19 protein-coding genes are annotated in these 18,022 nt (G+C 70.4%); 10 read left to right on the forward strand and 9 right to left on the reverse strand.

Annotated elements, in window-relative coordinates:
* Positions 1 to 63 precede the first annotated feature (63 nt).
* Positions 64 to 768, forward strand: a complete 705-nt coding sequence (locus tag FPT20_RS01170; protein WP_158861851.1) for a YoaK family protein — start codon at positions 64 to 66, stop codon at positions 766 to 768.
* A 17-nt stretch (positions 769 to 785) separates the two neighbouring features.
* Here the strand turns inward: FPT20_RS01170 and FPT20_RS01175 are convergent, their stop codons facing one another.
* Positions 786 to 1,004, reverse strand: a complete 219-nt coding sequence (locus FPT20_RS01175) for a hypothetical protein (RefSeq protein WP_158861852.1) — start codon at positions 1,002 to 1,004, stop codon at positions 786 to 788.
* A gap of 106 nt (positions 1,005 to 1,110) precedes the next feature.
* Here FPT20_RS01175 and FPT20_RS01180 point away from each other — a divergent pair, with 106 nt between their 5' ends.
* The 3 genes from FPT20_RS01180 to FPT20_RS01190 all read left to right on the forward strand — a co-directional run bounded on the left by FPT20_RS01180 (position 1,111) and on the right by FPT20_RS01190 (position 3,145).
* Positions 1,111 to 1,653 carry a sigma-70 family RNA polymerase sigma factor gene (locus tag FPT20_RS01180; protein WP_158861853.1) on the forward strand — a complete coding sequence of 181 codons (543 nt, stop codon included), beginning with the start codon at positions 1,111 to 1,113 and terminating at the stop codon, positions 1,651 to 1,653.
* Positions 1,643 to 2,383, forward strand: coding sequence for an anti-sigma factor (locus tag FPT20_RS01185; protein WP_158861854.1), 741 nt, complete (start codon positions 1,643 to 1,645; stop codon positions 2,381 to 2,383). Before FPT20_RS01180 ends, FPT20_RS01185 begins: the two co-directional genes overlap by 11 nt.
* Before the next feature lie 183 nt (positions 2,384 to 2,566).
* Positions 2,567 to 3,145 (forward strand): TetR/AcrR family transcriptional regulator, encoded by a 579-nt coding sequence (locus FPT20_RS01190; protein WP_158861855.1) that lies wholly within the window; start codon positions 2,567 to 2,569, stop codon positions 3,143 to 3,145.
* Positions 3,146 to 3,363: 218 nt separating this feature from the next.
* Here the strand turns inward: FPT20_RS01190 and FPT20_RS01195 are convergent, their stop codons facing one another.
* The 4 genes from FPT20_RS01195 to FPT20_RS01210 form a co-directional block, all read right to left on the reverse strand.
* Positions 3,364 to 3,990, reverse strand: a complete 627-nt coding sequence (locus FPT20_RS01195) for a LysE family translocator (protein ID WP_158861856.1) — start codon at positions 3,988 to 3,990, stop codon at positions 3,364 to 3,366.
* An 18-nt stretch (positions 3,991 to 4,008) separates the two neighbouring features.
* Positions 4,009 to 4,740, reverse strand: coding sequence for an alpha/beta fold hydrolase (locus FPT20_RS01200; protein WP_233265613.1), 732 nt, complete (start codon positions 4,738 to 4,740; stop codon positions 4,009 to 4,011).
* A complete protein-coding gene (locus tag FPT20_RS01205; protein ID WP_158861857.1) occupies positions 4,667 to 5,332 on the reverse strand; it encodes a phosphatase PAP2 family protein in 666 nt (221 codons plus the stop codon). The genes FPT20_RS01200 and FPT20_RS01205 overlap by 74 nt, the downstream gene beginning before the upstream one ends.
* 68 nt (positions 5,333 to 5,400) lie before the next feature.
* Complete coding sequence (locus FPT20_RS01210) at positions 5,401 to 6,066, reverse strand: TetR/AcrR family transcriptional regulator (protein ID WP_158861858.1); 666 nt, start codon at positions 6,064 to 6,066, stop codon at positions 5,401 to 5,403.
* 96 nt (positions 6,067 to 6,162) lie between these two features.
* Between FPT20_RS01210 and FPT20_RS01215 the strand changes: the two genes are divergently transcribed.
* From FPT20_RS01215 to FPT20_RS01230, 4 genes are all read left to right on the forward strand, one after another.
* Positions 6,163 to 7,920, forward strand: coding sequence for an MDR family MFS transporter (locus FPT20_RS01215; RefSeq protein ID WP_158861859.1), 1,758 nt, complete (start codon positions 6,163 to 6,165; stop codon positions 7,918 to 7,920).
* A 23-nt stretch (positions 7,921 to 7,943) separates the two neighbouring features.
* Entirely contained in the window at positions 7,944 to 8,429 is a 486-nt protein-coding gene (locus FPT20_RS01220; protein ID WP_233265340.1) for a MarR family winged helix-turn-helix transcriptional regulator, read from the forward strand.
* A 202-nt stretch (positions 8,430 to 8,631) separates the two neighbouring features.
* Entirely contained in the window at positions 8,632 to 9,432 is an 801-nt protein-coding gene (locus FPT20_RS01225; protein WP_158861861.1) for a COG4705 family protein, read from the forward strand.
* Positions 9,433 to 9,518: 86 nt separating this feature from the next.
* On the forward strand, positions 9,519 to 10,301 hold the full coding sequence (locus FPT20_RS01230) for a hypothetical protein (protein ID WP_233265341.1): 783 nt from the start codon (positions 9,519 to 9,521) through the stop codon (positions 10,299 to 10,301).
* 155 nt (positions 10,302 to 10,456) lie between these two features.
* Here FPT20_RS01230 and FPT20_RS01235 read toward each other — a convergent pair whose 3' ends face one another.
* Positions 10,457 to 11,485, reverse strand: coding sequence for a PHP domain-containing protein (locus tag FPT20_RS01235; protein ID WP_158861862.1), 1,029 nt, complete (start codon positions 11,483 to 11,485; stop codon positions 10,457 to 10,459).
* A gap of 46 nt (positions 11,486 to 11,531) precedes the next feature.
* On the opposite strand from FPT20_RS01235, the gene FPT20_RS01240 reads away from it, so the two are divergent.
* Positions 11,532 to 12,101, forward strand: a complete 570-nt coding sequence (locus FPT20_RS01240) for a dihydrofolate reductase family protein (RefSeq protein ID WP_158861863.1) — start codon at positions 11,532 to 11,534, stop codon at positions 12,099 to 12,101.
* A gap of 30 nt (positions 12,102 to 12,131) precedes the next feature.
* Positions 12,132 to 14,474, forward strand: coding sequence for an ATP-binding cassette domain-containing protein (locus tag FPT20_RS01245; protein ID WP_158861864.1), 2,343 nt, complete (start codon positions 12,132 to 12,134; stop codon positions 14,472 to 14,474).
* Between the two features lie 15 nt (positions 14,475 to 14,489).
* Here FPT20_RS01245 and FPT20_RS01250 read toward each other — a convergent pair whose 3' ends face one another.
* The 3 genes from FPT20_RS01250 to glgX are packed head-to-tail and all read right to left on the reverse strand — an operon-like array spanning position 14,490 to position 17,909.
* Entirely contained in the window at positions 14,490 to 14,957 is a 468-nt protein-coding gene (locus FPT20_RS01250; protein ID WP_158861865.1) for a GNAT family N-acetyltransferase, read from the reverse strand.
* Positions 14,958 to 15,015: 58 nt separating this feature from the next.
* Positions 15,016 to 15,873: a serine/threonine-protein kinase gene (locus FPT20_RS01255; RefSeq protein ID WP_158861866.1), complete on the reverse strand. Its 858-nt coding sequence runs from the start codon at positions 15,871 to 15,873 to the stop codon at positions 15,016 to 15,018.
* Positions 15,873 to 17,909 carry a glycogen debranching protein GlgX gene (gene glgX / locus FPT20_RS01260; RefSeq protein WP_158861867.1) on the reverse strand — a complete coding sequence of 679 codons (2,037 nt, stop codon included), beginning with the start codon at positions 17,907 to 17,909 and terminating at the stop codon, positions 15,873 to 15,875. Before glgX ends, FPT20_RS01255 begins: the two co-directional genes overlap by 1 nt.
* Positions 17,910 to 18,022 lie beyond the last annotated feature (113 nt).

Raw genomic sequence — 18,022 nt, forward strand, 5'->3', positions numbered from 1 at the left:
GCTTTTCCAGGTGGAGGCTAGCCTGGTACGCGGGCCGGGGCGGAACGAGGAGGAACGGAACGGATGACGGACGACACCAGACGGCAGCGGGACATGACGCTCGTGCTCATGCTCGCCCTCACGTTCTCGACCGGCATCGTCGACGCGGTCGGCTACCTCGGTCTCGACAAGGTCTTCGCGGGCAACATGACGGGCAACGTCGTCATCCTGGGCATGGCGCTCGTGGGCGCCGAGCACCTCCCGTGGGTGGGTCCGCTGCTGGCGCTGTTCGCGTTCATGGCGGGCGCGGTCGTCGGAGGTCGGACGCTCCGCCGCGAGCACGAGGGCTGGAACTCGCGGACGAGCTGGTCGTTCACCGCTGTCGCCGCTGCGCTCTTCGTCCTGACCGTGGTCGCCCTCATCGCGGGAGGCGTTCCTCCGAAGCCGTGGGAGCTCGTCATAACCATGCTGCTCGCCGCCTCCATGGGCTTCCAGGCGGCCGTTGCGCGCCACCTCGCCGTCAAGGACGTGACGACGGTGGTCGTCACGTCCACCATCACCGGTCTGGCCGCGGACTCGTGGCTCGCCGGGGGCCGCGGCCAGCCGTGGAGGCGCCGAGCCGCGGCGGTCGTGCTCATCGCGCTCGGCGCGCTGACCGGGGCGGCGCTGCTGCGCCTCCACATCGCTGTGCCGCTCGGGCTCGCCACGGTGATCACCGGAGGCGCGGCCGTGCTCGGGCATCTCGCCGCCCGGGAGTCCCGGCCCGTCCGGGCCGTCGACCGCGTCTAGCGCGTCGAGCCGCCGGTTCAGGCCGCCCCGAGCCGGCGGAAGAAGCCGGTGATGACGGCGCGCTCGCGGCGGTTGCTTCCGGCGATCAGCCGGGCGATGTCCTCGACGGCCGGGAGCGAGCCGGAGTCGTAGAGGGCCGAGACGGCGAGTGCGATGTCGTCGGCGGTCACCTGCTGCAGCGGAGTGGCCGGGGCGCTCTCCTGGGGCGTCTGCGGCTGGGTCTGGGTCAGAGTCATGGCGAAGATCTCCCTCCTTCACCTAAACCTTCGGTGTTTCTGCCAGAACGGATGCAGCGGATCCTGAGATCTGGTGCGCCGTGCCTCCCGGCACGATGATGAGGGTGTGGACGAGACGGAGCGCTCCCTCGTCGCCGGGCTGCGGTCCGGGGAGGTGGACGCGATCGAGCGGATGTACCAGCGCTGGGGGCGCCTGGTCTACTCGCTCGCGCTGCGGTCCCTCGGCAACGCCTCCGATGCGGAGGACGTGACTCAGCAGGTCTTCGTCGCCGCGTGGCAGGGGCGGCAGTCGTTCGACCCGGAGCGGGCGAAGCTCGCCACGTGGCTCATGGCGATCACGCGCCACAAGATCGTCGACGCGCACGAGGCGCGGGTCAGGCGGCAGCGCGAGCTCGAGGCGCTCATGGAGGCGGTCTACCTGCAGTCCCTGAACTGGACGGACCAGATCGCCGACAGCGTCGCCATGACGCAGGAGCTCGAGCGGCTGGAGCCGGTACCGCAGCAGATCATGCGGCTCGCCTTCTACGACCGGCTCACCCACACGCAGATCGCGGCCAAGCTGGGTCTGCCGCTCGGCACCGTCAAGAGTCACATCCGCCGGAGCCTGCTCCGGCTCCGAGCGCGGCTGGAGGACGCGGATGAGTCATAGCGATCCCGACGTCATCGCCATGCTGGCCCTGGGCGAGACGGACGTGTCGGAGGCCGACGTCGATCACGTGATGACCTGCCCGGCGTGCCGGTCGGAGCTCGACCGGCTCACCCGGGTGACCCGTGCTGTGCGCGAGAACGGTGAGTTCGAACTGGAGCTCGTCGACCCTCCGACCCGCGTGTGGGACCGGATCCGTGAGGAGGTGGAGGCGGGCGCCGTCGCGCCGGCTCCCGTCGTCAGCCTGTCGGACCGGGTACCCGCACAGCGCCCGCGGAGACCGCGCCGTCGCCTTCCGCGCTTCACCATGCTGATCGCCGCGGCCGCAGTCGTCCTCATCGCTGCCGGCGCTGCGCTCGTGCTCGTCTTGCGGCCGGGGGCGACGGTGGAGGCGCACGCAGCGCTCGCCGGATTGCCGGCCTGGTCGTCGTCGAACGGGTCGGCGACGATGGAACGCGAACCGGACGGGACCACCGTCCTCGACGTGCAGCTGGCGTCGCCGGCGACGGCGTCGGGGTCGGGTCATTTCCGGGAGGTGTGGCTCATGAACCGCGAGCTGACGAAGTCGATCAGCGTGGGGCTCCTCGACGGTTCGGAGGGACGGTTCGTCATGCCTCCCAACATCTCGGCGGCCGACTACCCGGTGGTCGACGTCTCGCAGCAGCCGCTCGACGGCAATCCTGCGCACTCCGGCGACAGCATCGTGCGCGGGACCCTCGCGCCGCGAGGATGAGCGAGGGTGACTCGCTTTTCATCCGTTGATCAGGTCATTTCTGGGGATGAACGACCTGTCTGCCGTAGACGGCGCGTTCTTGTGGACCTTGTGAGAAGGGTCTTGTGGCGCGCCTCCTGAGGGCCGCCGGCACGCTATCGTCAACTCGTCCCACCCCTCCCTAAGCAGACAGGCCGCAGCGGCATGCCGAGACAGGAACGCGCAGAGCGGACCCGCGTCACGATCCTCGACGCGGCCGCCGTGGAATTCGACGAGCACGGGTACGAGGGCGCCCGTCTGGAGCGCATCGTCGAGCGGACGGGCGCCACCAAGGGCGCCGTGTACTTCCACTTCCGCTCCAAGCTCGACCTCGCGCGAGCCCTGGTCGAGGAGAAGTACGCGAACTGGCCGGTGATCATCGACGCGGTCGCTCAGTCCGGGCTGCGCGGCATCGCGGCGGCGGAGGAGCTCACCCAGCGGGTCGCGGCCATCTTCGTCGGCGATGTCCGAGTGAGGGCCGCCATGAAGCTCAGCCAAACGGTGCTGCCGCCCCCGGTCGACGACAACCCGTACGACCGCTGGCGCGGCATCATCGGCGGGCTGCTCGCCCAAGACCTGGAGGAGGGGACGAGCCGGCGGTTCGACCCCGACGAGATCGCGGTCGTCGTGGTGCAGGCGTTCTTCGGCGCGTACATGATCGCGGACGAACTCGGCCGGCTGGACGGTCTCCACGACGACGTTGCGAGGCTGTGGCGGATGGTGCGGTCGTCGCTCGACGGATGACGCGCGTCACCGCCGCGTCACCGACCCTTTACTTGCATTAAAAACAGGGCACCCCGTATGTTCTATAGCGGGGAGACCGACGGCCCAGCCGTCGCGGGGGAGAACGCCCCGGCTCGAGCGGGGGCATGAGCCGGGGACGTTCCCGCCCGGCGCGAGGGGGAGCGCCGGTGCTGGCGCCGGCGTGTTGCCGGACGCGGTGCCTTCGCGCTGCGGGCCCGTTACTCGACGCTGAGCGCGATCGTCCCGAGTCCGAGGGCGGCGAGGATCCCCGCCGACACCCGCTCCAGCCACGTCGTGACGGCCGGGCGCCGCAGCCACGCCACGGCTCGGGACGCCAGGAGCGCGACGCCAGCGAGGTAGAGCGAGCCGATGCAGGCGTAGGTGGCGCCGAGGATCAGCGTGCTGCCGATGGCGGAGCCGTCATGCGGGATGAACTGCGGGGCCACCGCCAGGAAGAAGAGCCCCACCTTCGGGTTCAGCATCGTCGACACGGCCCCGGCCGAGAAGCCCGACCAGAGGGAGGTGCGGCGCGTCGTCGGCTCGATGCCGGCGGTCGCGCGCCTCCTGCTCGCGACGAACGCGGCGATGCCCAGATAGATCAGGTACAGGCCGCCCACGATCTTCACGATCCGGTAGATCTCGGCCGACTGCTCCAGCAGCGCGGCGAGACCGAGGGCGACCGCCGCCGCCCACGCGACGGACCCGATCGCGGACCCCGCCGACGCCGCCAGCCCCGCCGCCGGCCTCGAGAGGCTGAAGCGCAGGACGAGGAAGGTGTCCGGCCCGGGAGTGACCGCGAGGACGACGCAGAGCCCGGCGAAGGCGAGGAGGCTGGCGGGGGTCATGCAGACGAGTATGCCGCCTCAGGACTGGAGCCAGGCCAGCAGGTCGGCGTTGATCGTGTCGGCCTGCGTGGTGGGCATGCCGTGGGGGAACCCCGGGTACGACTTCAGGGTGCCGTTCTGCACGAGCTTGACCGAGAGAGTGCCCGAGTCCGCGAAGGGGACGATCTGGTCGTCCTCGCCGTGCATGACGAGGACCGGAACGGAGATCTTCTTGAGGTCCTCGGTGAAGTCGGTCTGCGAGAACGCGACGATGCCGTCGTAGTGCGCCTTGGCGCCTCCCGTCACCCCCTGTCGCCACCAGTTCTCGATGATGGCCTCCGACGGCTCGACGCCCTCGCGGTTGAAGCCGTAGAACGGCCCCGCGGCCAGGTCGCGGTAGAAGACGGAGCGGTTGGCGGCGAGCTGCGCCTGCAGGCCGTCGAAGACGCTCTTCGGCAGGCCGCCGGGGTTGCTCTCCGTCTGCACCATGATCGGCGGGACCGCGCTGATCAGCACCGCGCGGGCGACGCGGTCCTCGCCGTACGTCACGATGTAGTGAGCGACCTCCCCGCCACCCGTCGAGTGCCCGACGTGGATGGCGTCGCGCAGGTCGAGGCGCTCTGCCAGTACCCGCAGGTCGGCCGAGCCCGCCCCCGACGGGGAGTGTGGAAATCCGAACCTCCGGTGAACGCTGCGTTCAGGCGGTGCGGCGCGTGCGACCTCCGAGGAACCGGCCGGCGAAGAGGTTCCAGAGGCCCGCGAACAGCACAGCCCCGGCCACGCCGTTGAGCACGCCGCCGACGACGTCCGTGCCGTAGTGCACGCCCACATAGAGCCGCGACCAGCACACCAGGAGGATGAACAGGATGCCGACGATGAGCACCGCGGTGCGGACCCCCACCGTGCGGCACGCCATCACGAGCGCGGCGACGAGGGCGGTCGCGAAGACCACATGCCCGCTCGGGTAGCTGAGCGTGGCCGGGTTCACGTGGAGGAGGTGGGTGAGCCCCTGCGTGGTCGGGCGGGGCTGGGCGACGACGGTCTTCACGACGAGCGTCGTGATCCAGCCGAAGCCGGTGACCACACACACGCCGAGGGCGCGCCTCCACCCGGTCAGGAACAGCAGGATGACGAACACGATCACGAGGATCACCGCGACGACGACCGGTTGATCCAGGCGGTCGAGGACCAGCGCCAGGCTGTCGAGCAGACTCGAGTTGACCCGGTTCACGCTCGCGTCGAGGCTGTCGAACCGCAGGGCGGGGACGGCCTTCGCCGCGAAGCCGAGCCCGAACGTGAGCACGAAGAGGACGACGGTCCAGACGATCCAGTGGCGCGGGATGCGGAGCAGGGCAGAGTTCACACCCCGACGCTACGCGATGACGGCTGCGAGGAGCGCCCGGCCCGCGTGGCGCTCCGCTGCGAGAGCGTTCAGGCGAGGGGCTGGAGGAGCGGGGCCAGGGCGCCCGCGACCCGCGTCGCCCGGGCGGAGACGTCGGCGATGTCGCCGCGGGCGCCGTCGGCCGCCCATTCGCGGACGGCGACCCGCACGGCGGCGATCGCGGTCACCACGAGCAGCTCGGCCATCGCCTCCCCGTCGATCGACGAGTCGAGCGCCGCGATCTCCGGGCGCTCGCGCGCGATGAGCCCGGCCACGGCGGAGACGAGTCCCGCGCGCAGGCTCTCCAGGCGGCGCGTCCGGACGTCGACGAGGCCGGGGTGGCGGGAGGCGATGAGCAGCCGGGAGGCCTGCAGCCCCGGCTCGCTGTGCTCGGCCGGGAGGGAGCGGAACAGCGTTTCCACCACGGCCGCCAGCACACTGCCGTCGTACTCCGCCGCCAGCTGCTGGGCGACCAGGTCCGGGTCGCCCCAGGCGCGGCGGATGCCGAAGAGCGCGTCCTCCTTGCTGTCGAAGTAGTTGAAGAAGGTGCGGTGAGAGACCGGGACGCACGCGCAGATCTCGTCGACGGTGACGGTGTCGAAGTCGCGTTCCAGGGCGAGCGAGACGGCTGCGCGCTCCAGTTCGGAGCGCGTCTGCGCCTTCTTGCGCTCCCGGAGTCCCGGGAGGGCGGAGGAGGGCTGCGAAGAAGTGTGCATAGTCGGAAATTTTGCGTTGGTGCAGATTGTTAGTTGATATCGGTCATCTAATTATATATCGTTGATAGTCGTCAACCAATTATGCGAAGGACACACATGTCAGTAACTCTCACCGGAGTCGACGAGGCGCCCGCGGCGAGAATGTCGCACCGGCAGGTGCTCGAATCCCTCTCCGGACTCCTCCTCGGCATGTTCGTCTCGATCCTCGCCGGCACCGTCGTCTCCACCTCCATGCCGCGGATCATCTCCGAGCTGCACGGCGACCAGACCGCCTACACGTGGGTCGTCACGAGCACCCTGCTCGCCACGACCGTGTCGACGCCGATCTGGGGCAAGCTCGCCGACCTCCTCAACCGCAAGCTGCTCATCCAGCTCGCGCTCGGCATCTTCGTGGTCGGCTCGGCGCTCGCCGGCTTCTCGCAGAACACCGACATGCTCATCGGGTTCCGCGTCGTCCAGGGGCTCGGCGCCGGAGGTCTCACGGCTCTCAGCCAGATCATCATGGCCGACATCATCAGCCCGCGGGAGCGCGGCCGCTACATGGGCCTCTTCGGCGGGATCATGGCGGTCGGCACGGTCGGCGGCCCGCTCATCGGCGGCCTGCTCACCGACTCCGTCGGCTGGCGCTGGAACTTCTTCGTCGGGGTTCCCGTCGCGGTCGTCGCGGTCATCCTCCTTCAGGTCACGCTGAAGCTGCCCGACCGGCGGCGCGACAGGGTCCGCATCGACTACCTCGGGGCGATCCTGCTCGCTGCGGGCGTGTCCCTCCTTCTCATCTGGGTGTCGCTCGCCGGCAAGGACTTCGACTGGTGGAGCGCTCAGACGGTCTGGATGGTCGGAGGCGCCGTCGTCCTCCTCGCCGCCACCGTCGTCACCGAGCTGGTCGTGAAGGAGCCCATCATCCCGATGGGGATGTTCAAGAACCGGACCTTCACCCTGGCGGTCATCGCCTCCATCTCGGTCGGCGTCGCCATGTTCGGCACGTCGGTGTTCCTCGGTCAGTACATGCAGCTGGCGCGGGGTGCGACTCCGACCGAGTCGGGCCTCCTCACCCTGCCGATGATCTTCGGCCTGCTGCTCTCGTCGATGATCGTCGGCAACCTGATCAGCCGGTTCGGCAAGTGGAAGGCGTTCATGGTGACGGGGTCGATCCTCCTCACCGTCGGCCTGTTCCTGATGAGCACGATCGAGTACGACACCGACTACCTCCTCGTCTCGGTCTACATGCTGATCCTCGGCGCGGGCGTCGGCATGGTCATGCAGAACCTCGTCCTCATCGTGCAGAACACGGTACGCCCCGAGCAGCTCGGGGCGGCGAGCTCGAACGTCGCCTTCTTCCGGAGCCTCGGAGGCACGATCGGCGTCTCGGTGATGGGGAGCATCCTCGGAACGACGGTGACGAACCTCCTCGCCGACCGGAAGGCCGACCTCCAGACGGCGATCGCCAAGCTCGGCAAGCAGGGTCTCGAGGTGGCGCAGTCGCTGCAGAGCGGCCAGCTGCCCGAGGTGTCGAAGCTGCCGGAGGGGGTGCGCGTCATCATCGAGTCGGTCTACGGGCAGTCCGTCGCCGACATCTTCCTCGTCGCCGTGCCGCTCGCGGTGGTCACGATCATCGCGATCCTGTTCCTCCCCAACCAGAAGCTCGGCACGAAGACGGCGATCGAGCGGATGCAGGAGGGCGACGCCCCGGCCGATGCCGCTGTGCGCTCGTCGGCGCGGTCCGCGCGACCCGCGAGGCCGGCGCGACCCGCGCTGGCCGCCGCGGAGGTCGACGCGGTCGAGGTGGCCGAAGCGCTCGTCGGGGCGCCCGCAACGGGATCGACCGCCGCCCTCCGCGCCCAACAAGACCGCTGACCGGCCGCGTTATGATCGCGGCCATGAAGCAGACGGCAGGGGAGGCGGCGGCGGCCGCCTCCCTCCCCGCGGACCCGGGCACCGACGAGGCCATCGCCGCCGTCGAGGAGCAGTTCACCCGGCTGTTCACGCAGGTGAGCATGTCGATGCGCGACCGGGCGGCCCGCATCCACCCGGACCTCCAGCCGGGAGGGTTCCGCCTTCTGAGCGCCATCGTCCGCAGCGGTCCCACCCACGCCGGAGCGCTCGCGGCGATGCTCTACACAGACAAGAGCGTCATCAGCCGCCAGGTGCGCATGCTCGAGGACATGGGCTTCGTCGAGCGCCGGACCGACCCCTCCGACCGGCGCGCGAGCTTCATCGCCGCGACACCGGAGGCGATCGAGAAGGTCGGGGAGGTGCGCGCCGCCGACCAGGCGCAGCTCTACCGCAGCCTCCGGCAGTGGGGCGAGGCGGACGTGCGCCGGCTCGCCGAGCTGCTGGCGCGGCTCAACGACGCGGGCCGCTGAGCGGCGCTGCGCCCGCGGGCGGGCCGGCCCCCATCCGTCGAGTCCCCCAAGAGTTCACGAATTCGGCTGCCGAAGACGGATTCTTGGGGGACTCGCCGGATGGGGACTCGACGGTGGGCGGCAGTGCCCGGATGCGGAAGTTCTCAGGGAGGCGGGGGTGCGGCCCCAGCGTCTCCCAGTGCGGGTTCGGCAGGCTGGGGGGATGCTCCGTACGAAGGTCCCTCAGCTCACCGTCCTGTTCTGGGTCACGAAGCTGCTGACGACCGCGATGGGCGAGACCGCGTCGGACTACCTCGTGAAGCACTTCGACCCGGTCCTGGCGGTGTGCGCGGCGTTCGTCGTCTTCGCGGTGGTGCTCGCCGGGCAGTTCGCCGCGCGCCGGTACATCCCGTGGCTCTACTGGGCGGCCGTGCTCATGGTGGCCGTCTTCGGGACGATGGTCGCCGACGTGCTCCACGTCGAACTCGGAGTCCCGTACCTCGTCTCCACGCTCGTCCTGGCTGTGGCGCTGGCAGTCATCTTCACGGTCTGGTACCGCACCCAGCGCACGCTCTCGGTGCACAGCATCGACACCAGGGCCCGGGAGGCGTTCTACTGGTGCGCGGTGCTCGCGACCTTTGCGCTCGGCACCGCTGTCGGCGACCTCACCGCGGTGACGTTCGGCATGGGTTACCTGCTCTCGGGCGTCGTGTTCGCGGTGCTCTTCGCCCTGCCGGGCATCGCCTACCGCTGGTGGGGTCTGGGCAGCGTCGCCGCGTTCTGGATCGCGTACGTGCTCACCCGGCCGCTCGGTGCCTCCTTCGCCGACTGGCTCGCCGTGTCGCACGCCCGCGGCGGTCTGGACCTCGGCACCGGACCGGTCAGCCTCGTGCTGTTCGCCGGGATCGCGGTGTGCGTCGCCGCCATGACCGTGGCGGACGTGCGGGAGCGCCGCGCGCGGGCGGTGCCGCTGGTCGTGGCCGACCCGGCCGTGGCGGGCGGCGGGGACGCCTCCGCGGCGTGATCGGGCGGCGGGCCGATGTCGCCGGCGGCGGCCGGGACGGGGCTCAGGGTACCGGTTCGGCGGGGCCCTGGTACCCTACATCGGGTATGCAGTCCGCCCCCCTGCCCGCACGCGCTCGCGGCCGTCGCTCGTCCGGCCGCCGCCGCGCCGCGCCCGCGGGAGGCACGCGAGCGCCCCGCAGCGCCCCGGCACGGAGGCCGCAGGGGCGCAGACCGCTCCGCCTCCCGCTGCACCGCCGGCTCGGCGTCGCCCTTGCGGTGATCGGGCTGGTCTGCGGGTTCTCGATCGTCCCCACCGACGATGCGCTGGCCGCGACCCTCGTGATGGCCCCGGCGACCGTCGTGGCGCCCGGGCACCCGGGGCCGGTCGCCCCCGTCCAGCGGCTCGCGGTCGACGCGACCATCGCCGCGCCTCCCATCAACCGCGACAACCTGAACGCGACGGACGGCCTCCAGACCCTCGCGCGCCAGGGGACCAACGAGTCGTGGGCGCGGCTCGTGCTCATGTTCGGCGGGTGGCAGCAGACCGACGCGAACGTCACCGTCATGCTGCGGTGGATGCGCCAGGAGAACGGGCCGCCCGACTGGTGGAACCGCAACAACCCCCTCAACAACGGCTACGGCTCGGGAGGCGGTGCCGGGCTCGGCAGCTACCCCGACCTCATCACGGCCGCCGAGTACTGCGCGAAGAACCTGCAGCGCGGCTACCCGGCCGTGGTGGCCGGCCTCGTCGCGGGCAACGACGCGAACGCCACCGCCGCCGCGATCTGGGCGTCGCCGTGGGCGTCCAGCCACTACGCGTACGGGGCGCACTGGAGCACGGCGCCCGTGCAGATCGTGCAGGCGCCCGCGTCGGCCTGGGGGCTGTAGGGTTCACGGGCGCGCGGGGCGGGCTCCCCGTGGCTCCGCGCCTCCGCGTGCCGGCGTCGAGGTGCTCGTAGGTGCGGTGTCGTGCGGCGTGTCGTGCGCAGCTGCGAGCACCTCGAGCGAAGGGAGGCGCGGCCCCAGAAACGCAGGCCGCCCCCTCACCCTTTCGCGAGGAACCCGCGCAATCGCTCCAGCGGCCACGTGGTGATGATGCGCTCTGCGGGCACACCGTTGGCCGCTGCTCGCGCCGCCCCGTAGGACAGGAAGTCGAGCTGGCCGGGCGCGTGCGCGTCGGTGTCGATCGAGAAGAGGCACTCGGCGTCGAGCGCGCGCTGGATGAGGTCGTCGGGCGGGTCCTGGCGCTCGGGCCGCGAGTTGATCTCGAGCGCGACCTGGTGGGAGGCGCATTCCGCGAACACCGCGTCAGCGTCGAACTCCGAGGGCGGTCGGGTTCCGCGCGACCCTTGCACGAGACGCCCGGTCACGTGGCCGAGCACGTTCGTGTGCGGGTCGCGGACGCCGCCCAGCATCCGCGCGGTCATGGTGCGGCTGTCGGCGCGCAGCTTGGAGTGGACGCTCCCGACGACGACGTCCAGCCGGCCGAGCAGGTCCGGGGTCTGGTCGAGCGTGCCGTCTTCGAGGATGTCCACCTCGATGCCGGTCAGCAGCGTCACGGTTCCGCCGTCGGCCCGCGAGACGGCCGGCAGAGCGGCGATCGCCTCCAGCTGATCGGCGAGGCGTTCGGCGCTGAGACCGCTCGCGACCGTGAGTGTGGGGGAGTGGTCCGTGATCGCCTGGTACTCGCGGCCGAGGGTGGCGGCCGCGGCGGCCATCACCTCGATCGGCACGGTGCCGTCCGACCACTCCGTGTGGCTGTGGAGGTCGCCGCGCAGCTGCGCGAGGAGATCGGTCCCGCCGGAGTCGAGGGGAGCCGCGTTGCGCTCGCGGAGGGCGGCGAGGTACTCGGGGACCTGTCCCTCCACCGCCTGGGAGATCACCTGGAAGGTGCGGTCGCCGATGCCCTTGGTGCGCTTGAGGCGACCGTCCGCGACGCGGCGGCCGAGCTCCTCCTGGTCGAGCGGCGCGATCGTGGCGGCGGCGCGGCGGAACGCCTGCACCTTGAAAGTCGGAGCGAGCTCGCGCTCCAGCCAGAAGGCGATCTCGTTCAGGGCGTCGACGGCATCCATGCGGCCATGCTCCCACCGTGTCGGCGGTGCGCGGTACCGTCGCGGCATGGGGAGGATCATCTTCGACACCGCCGCGACCATCAACGGGTGGATCGCGGACGAGAACGATTCGCTGGCGTGGCTGTTCGCCGTGCCCGGAGGGGACGAGCCCGCGGAGGGCCTGGTGCCGTCGGGTGCCGCCGTGATGGTGGAGGGGCGCACCACCTACGAGTGGGTCCTGCGCGAGACCGACATCCTCGCGCACCCCGAGCGGTGGCAGGAGTTCCACGGCACGAAGCCGGCGTTCGTCTTCACCCACCACGAGCTGCCCGTGCCGGAGGGCGCCGACATCCGGTTCGTCTCCGGCTCGGTCGACGACGCCCTCCCGGCCATCCGCGAGGCGGCCGCGGGGGGCGACATCTGGGTCGTCGGCGGCGGTGACCTGGCCGGTCAATTCTTCGACGCTGGGGCGCTCGACGAGCTGGCGGTGTCGATCGCCCCGGCCGTGCTGCCCGGAGGCGCGCCCCTGTTCCCGCGGCGCGTCGGCCCCGAGCGCCTGCGGCTCGAGTCCGCCTCCGCCATCGGGCAGTTCGCGCGCCTCCGCTACACGGTGCTGCCGCCGGAACCGGTCCGCTAGCGTGGTCAACGCTCGAGGGAGGGAGAGGGCATGACCGCGAGGGCCGACAGCCATGACGTGATCCGCGTTCAGGGGGCGCGCGAGAACAACCTGAAAGAGGTCAGCGTCGAACTGCCGAAGCGGCGTCTGACCGTGTTCACCGGAGTGTCGGGCTCGGGCAAGAGCTCGCTCGTCTTCGGCACGATCGCCGCCGAGTCGCAGCGGATGATCAACGAGACCTACAGCGCGTTCGTCCAGGGGTTCATGCCGACCCTCTCGCGCCCCGACGTCGACGTGCTCGAGGGGCTCACCACCGCGATCATCGTCGACCAGGAGCGGATGGGCGCGAACGTGCGCTCGACGGTCGGCACGGTGACCGACGCCAACGCGATGCTGCGGATCCTGTTCAGCCGGCTCGGGCAGCCGCACATCGGCTCGCCGCAGGCCTTCTCGTTCAACATCCCCTCCGTCACCGGGAGCGGAGCCATCACCGTGGGCGGCAAGACGGAGCGGCGCGAGTTCTCGCAGCTGGGCGGCATGTGCCCGCGCTGCGAGGGCATGGGAACCGTGAGCGAGATCGACCTGTCGCAGCTGTTCGACGAGACGAGGTCGCTGGCCGAGGGCGCCATCACGATCCCCGGCTACACGGCCGACGGCTGGCAGGTGCGCATCTTCACCGACTCGGGCTTCCTCGATCCGCAGAAGCCGATCCGCGAGTACACCGACACCGAACGCCAGGACTTCCTGTACCGCGAGCCGACCAAGGTGCGGATCAACGGCATCAATCTGACCTTCGAGGGGCTCGTGCCCAAGGTGCAGAAGTCGATGCTCTCGAAAGACGTCGGGTCGATGCAGCCGCACATCCGCGCCTTCGTGGAGCGCGCGGTCACCTTCGCCCCGTGCCCGGAATGCGGCGGCACGAGGCTCAGCGAGGCTGCGCGCTCGTCGCGCATCCGCGGGGTGAGCATCGCCGACGCGTGCGCCATGCAGATCACCGACCTCTCCGACTGGGTACGCGCGCTCGACGAGCCGACCGCCGCACCCCTCCTGAAGAACCTGCAGCACCTGCTCGATGCGTTCGTCGCGATCGGCCTCGGCTATCTGTCGCTCGATCGCGCCTCCGGCACCCTCTCGGGAGGCGAGGCCCAGCGCACCAAGATGATCCGGCACCTCGGCTCCTCGTTGACCGACATCACGTACGTCTTCGACGAGCCGACCGTCGGCCTCCATCCGCACGACATCCAGCGCATGAACGAGCTCCTCCTGCAGCTGCGCGACAAGGGCAATACCGTCCTCGTCGTCGAGCACAAGCCGGAGGCCATCTCGATCGCGGACCACGTGGTCGATCTGGGCCCCGGAGCGGGCGGCAACGGCGGCCGGGTCGTCTTCGAGGGCACGATCGAGGGCCTGCGTGCCAGCGGGACGCTGACCGGCCGGCATCTCGACGACCGAGCGCGCCTCAAGGAGAGCCTCCGCAGCCCGAAGGGTGTGCTCGAAGTGCGCGGCGCCTCCGAGCACAACCTCCGCGACGTCGACGTCGACATCCCGCTCGGCGTTCTGGTTGTCGTGACCGGGGTCGCCGGCTCGGGCAAGAGCTCGCTCATCCACGGGTCCGTCGCGCCCCGGGAGGGCGTCGTGTCCATCGACCAGACCGCCATCCGCGGTTCGCGGCGCAGCAACCCGGCGACGTACACCGGGCTGCTCGAGCCGATCCGCAAGGCGTTCGCCAAGGCCAACGGCGTGAAGCCGGCCTTGTTCAGCGCCAACTCCGAGGGCGCCTGCCCGAACTGCAACGGAGCGGGCGTCATCTACACCGACCTCGGGGTGATGGCGGGTGTCTCGACCGTCTGCGAGGTGTGCGAGGGGAGGCGTTTCGACGACTCCGTCCTGGAGTACAAGCTCGGCGGCCGCGACATCAGCGAGGTGCTCGCGATGCCCGTCGACGAGGCCGAGCGGTTCTTCGCCGCGGGCGAAGGGAAGCTGCCGGCCGCTCACGCGATCCTCCGGCGCCTCTCGGACGTCGGTCTCGGGTATCTCACCATCGGTCAGCCGTTGACGACCCTGTCCGGCGGAGAGCGTCAGCGCCTCAAGCTCGCGACGCACATGGGCGAGCAGGGCGGCGTCTACGTGCTCGACGAGCCGACCACCGGACTGCACCTGGCCGACGTCGAGCAGCTGCTCGGTCTGCTCGACCGCCTGGTCGACGCGGGCAAGTCGGTGATCGTGATCGAGCACCACCAGGCGGTCATGGCCCATGCCGACTGGATCATCGACCTCGGACCCGGTGCCGGCCATGACGGCGGCCGCGTCGTCTTCGAGGGCACCCCGGCCGACCTGGTGCGCTCCGGGTCGACGCTCACGGGACAGCATCTCGCCCGGTACGTCGGAGAGTGACCGGGCGAGTCGGGTTCAGAGCACGAGCGTGAAGTAGGCGCTGTTCGGATCGTCGGTGTACGTCCCGAACGGCGCGCACGGCACGAACCCGGCCCGCTCGTACAGGCGGCGCGCGGGCGCAAAGAAATCCATCGAACCGGTCTCGAGCGACACTCGCCGAACCCCGCGCGCCCGCGCGTCGCCGAGGGCTGCGTCGAGGAGCAACCCACCGATGCCCTGGCCGCGGCGCAGCGGGTCGGTCCGCATGCTCTTCAGCTCCTCATGGCCGGGCTCGAGTCCCGCCAGCGCCACCGTACCGACGATCGTCCCGGCGTCGGTCGCCGTCCACAACCGCACGTGCGGGCGGCGCAGGCCGTCGAGGTCGAGCGCGTGCCGGCTCTCGGGCGGCGACGTCGGCTCCATGTCGTCGAGATGCTCCTGCAGGAACCTCGCCAGTGCCGGGTCGGAGAAGTCGGCGCGCTCGACAACGATGGGTGCGGTCATTCCAGGCACGGTACCGAACAGTGGTTTCGGGCGTGTTTCCGGCCGCGGGGCCGCTGCCCTACACCCGCTCCTTCAGCCCCGCCGCGGTGATGACCGCCTCCCGGAAGACCGGGGTGAGCTGCGCGGCGGTGGGCCGGTCCTCCGGGTCGCGGGCCGTCATCGCGCGCAGGATGCCGGTCCACTCGTCCGGGAGGCCCTCGGGGATGGGGGGCTCGTGCTCGAGCCGCGCCAGGGCCGACTCGATCACGTCCCCCGGAAAGCTCACCTGGCGCGTGAACGACTCGAGCAGCACCAGACCGAGGGAGTAGATGTCGCTCTTCGGGGTCGCCGGGAGCTTCGACGCCTGCTCGGGGCTGAGGTAGGCCGCCGTGCCGGTCGTCTTGCCCTCCTCCACGTGCTGCTGCGACCGGATCACGCCGCTCGCGATGCCGAAGTCGGTGAGGCGGGCGCGCGCCCGGAAGGTCGTCGTGCCGTACGTGACGAGCATGATGTTCGACGGCTTGATGTCGCGGTGGACGACACCGTGCGCGTGCACGTACTCGAGCGCCTCCCCGATGTCGTAGGCGATCTCGGCGATCTCCTCCGTGCGGAGTTCGCGCTCGGAGAGCTCGGTCGCCAGGTCCGTCCCCTGCACCAGCTCCATGATGAGGAACGGGCGCGGATCCTTCGGGCTCGTGTAGTCGATGCCGGCGTCGATGAGCGACACGATGCCGTGGTGACTCAGCCGCGCGAGCGCCGCCTGCTCGGTGCGGTACTGCTCCATCTCCTCCTCGCCGCCGGAGCGGTAGAGCTTGATCGCGACCTCCCGGCCGAGGAGTTCATCCACCGCGCGGAAGATGCTGGCCTCGCCGCCGCGCCCGATCACCTGCTGCGGACGGTAGCGCCCGAGCAGAGCGGGGATGGTGGATTCGGCCATCAACGCCCCCTCGAACGGAGGAGCGCGAAGGAGCGCTCGCCGAGGATGACGCTGTCGCCGTCACCGAGAGCGAGCTCAGGGTCGCTCGACAGCTCGAACTCCCACGCCTCCCCGAGCGATTCCGGCAGCCGGAACTCGACGCCGTTCGACGCGCCGTTCAGCATGAGGAGGAACGAGTCGGCGCCCTCGTGCCGCAGCTCGAAAGCGATGGACCGCGCCTCCGGGTCGCCCCAGTCCTCGTCCGTGAACGGCTCGCTGTCGGCGCGCAGGATGCAGACCACGTCCGGGCCGCCCACCTCGGGCGCGTGGCGGTACCACTCCGGCCGGAGCGCCGGCTCGGTCCGGCGCAGGTGGATGAGCTTCGAGGTGAACGCGTGGAGGTCCCAGTCGGCGTTCTGCCAGTCGAACCAGGAGATCTCGTTGTCCTGGCAGTAGGCATTGTTGTTGCCCTGCTGCGTCCGCCCGATCTCGTCGCCGCCGAGGATCATCGGCACACCGGCCGAGAGCAGGACGGTGGCGAGGAAGTTCTTGCGCTGCCGCTTGCGGAACGCGTTGATGCCCTCGTCGTCGGTGGGTCCCTCCACACCGTAGTTGTTCGAACGGTTGTCGGACTCGCCGTCGCGGTTGTCCTCGCCGTTCGCCTCGTTGTGCTTCTCGTTGTAGCTCGTCAGATCGGCGAGCGTGAAACCGTCGTGCGCGGTGACGAAGTTGACGCTCGACAGCGGCGCTCGCCGCGAGTCCTCGTAGATGTCGGGGCTGCCGAGCACGCGCTGCGACAGCGTGGACAGGACGCCCGGCTCGCCGCGCCAGAAGTCGCGGACGTCGTCGCGGAACTTGCCGTTCCACTCCGACCAGTCGGCCGGGAAGCCGCCCAGCTGGTAGCCCGCGACGTCCCACGGCTCGGCGATGAGCTTCACCTGGGAGAGGGTCGGGTCCTGCTGGATCAGGGTGAGGAAGGCGCTGTGGAGGCTGGCGTCGCCTCCCTGCCGGGTCAGCGTCGTCGCGAGGTCGAAGCGGAACCCGTCGATGTGCATGTCCTCGACCCAGTAGCGCAGCGAGTCCATGATGACCTGCAGCGCAGCGGGGTGGCTGACGTTGAAGCTGTTGCCCGTGCCGGTGGTGTCGAAGTAGTGCGCGCCGTCGCCGTCCACCAGCCGGTAGTAGGACGGGTTGTCGATGCCCTTGAAGCTGTACGTCGGACCGAGATCGTTGCCTTCCGCCGTGTGGTTGTAGACCACGTCGAGGATGACCTCGAGCCCGGCGGCGTGCAGCGCCTTCACCATGCCCTTGAACTCGTCGACCTGGTGGCCCGTGTCGCCGGTGGCCGCGTACTCGTTGTGGGGCGCGAAGAAGCCGATCGAGTTGTAGCCCCAGTAGTTGCGGAGGCCCTTCTCGGCGAGGTGGGAGTCCTGCACGAACTGGTGGATCGGGAGGAGCTCGACCGCAGTGACGCCGAGGTTCTTCAGGTACTCGACCGCCGCCGGGTGCGCGAGGCCGGCGTAGGTGCCGCGGAACTCCTCCGGTACCCACTCCATCAGCTTGGTGAAGCCCTTCACGTGGACCTCGTAGATGATCGTCTCGCTGAGCGGGATGCGCGGGCGCTCGTGGTCGCCCCAGTCGAACTCCTGCCGGTCGATCGCGACGCCGAGAGCGACGTGCCGCGCCCCGTTGGTGTCGCTGCGGCGCTTCGGACGCGCGAGCTGGTGGCCGAACACCGCCTGGGTGTTGTCCCAGGAGCCGGTGACCGCGCGCGCGTGCGGCGGGAGGAGCACCTTCGCGGGTGAGAAACGGAGCCCGTTCGCCGGGTCCCACGGTCCGTCGACGCGGAGGCCGTAGCGGGTGCCGGGGACGAGCCCGGGGACGAACCCGTGGAACACGTGGCCGGTCCGCGTCGTCAGTGCGGTCTGCGTCTCGCGGCCGCGGTGGTCGAAGAGCGACACGATGACCTTGTCGGCACGCTCGCTGTAGACGGCGACGTTTGCGCCTCCATCACGGAGGGTGATCCCGAGCGGATACGGGAAGGAATCGCCGCTCACCGGTGGGCTCCGGGGCGGGCGGGCAGCGAGTGCTGCAGGGGGCAGGGCTTGGGCACGGTGCCTCCGAATCGGTAGAGCACAACCGTAACCGCCGCGGCGCGCCGCCACCATCC

This window comes from Leifsonia sp. AG29 (assembly GCF_009765225.1).
In the GTDB taxonomy this organism is placed as follows: domain Bacteria; phylum Actinomycetota; class Actinomycetes; order Actinomycetales; family Microbacteriaceae; genus Leifsonia.

Bases quoted from the DNA above. Each gene is read 5' to 3' on its own strand.
- FPT20_RS01220 (WP_233265340.1), top strand. From the start codon at position 7,944: ATGAAGCAGACGGCAGGGGAGGCGGCGGCGGCCGCCTCCCTCCCCGCG.
- FPT20_RS01210 (WP_158861858.1), bottom strand. From the start codon at position 6,066: ATGCACACTTCTTCGCAGCCCTCCTCCGCCCTCCCGGGACTCCGGGAG.
- FPT20_RS01170 (WP_158861851.1), top strand. From the start codon at position 64: ATGACGGACGACACCAGACGGCAGCGGGACATGACGCTCGTGCTCATG.
- FPT20_RS01195 (WP_158861856.1), bottom strand. From the start codon at position 3,990: ATGACCCCCGCCAGCCTCCTCGCCTTCGCCGGGCTCTGCGTCGTCCTC.
- FPT20_RS01185 (WP_158861854.1), top strand. From the start codon at position 1,643: ATGAGTCATAGCGATCCCGACGTCATCGCCATGCTGGCCCTGGGCGAG.
- FPT20_RS01240 (WP_158861863.1), top strand. From the start codon at position 11,532: ATGGGGAGGATCATCTTCGACACCGCCGCGACCATCAACGGGTGGATC.
- FPT20_RS01235 (WP_158861862.1), bottom strand. From the start codon at position 11,485: ATGGATGCCGTCGACGCCCTGAACGAGATCGCCTTCTGGCTGGAGCGC.
- FPT20_RS01225 (WP_158861861.1), top strand. From the start codon at position 8,632: ATGCTCCGTACGAAGGTCCCTCAGCTCACCGTCCTGTTCTGGGTCACG.
- FPT20_RS01255 (WP_158861866.1), bottom strand. From the start codon at position 15,873: ATGGCCGAATCCACCATCCCCGCTCTGCTCGGGCGCTACCGTCCGCAG.
- FPT20_RS01175 (WP_158861852.1), bottom strand. From the start codon at position 1,004: ATGACTCTGACCCAGACCCAGCCGCAGACGCCCCAGGAGAGCGCCCCG.
- FPT20_RS01230 (WP_233265341.1), top strand. From the start codon at position 9,519: ATGCAGTCCGCCCCCCTGCCCGCACGCGCTCGCGGCCGTCGCTCGTCC.
- FPT20_RS01215 (WP_158861859.1), top strand. From the start codon at position 6,163: ATGTCAGTAACTCTCACCGGAGTCGACGAGGCGCCCGCGGCGAGAATG.
- FPT20_RS01250 (WP_158861865.1), bottom strand. From the start codon at position 14,957: ATGACCGCACCCATCGTTGTCGAGCGCGCCGACTTCTCCGACCCGGCA.
- FPT20_RS01245 (WP_158861864.1), top strand. From the start codon at position 12,132: ATGACCGCGAGGGCCGACAGCCATGACGTGATCCGCGTTCAGGGGGCG.
- FPT20_RS01190 (WP_158861855.1), top strand. From the start codon at position 2,567: ATGCCGAGACAGGAACGCGCAGAGCGGACCCGCGTCACGATCCTCGAC.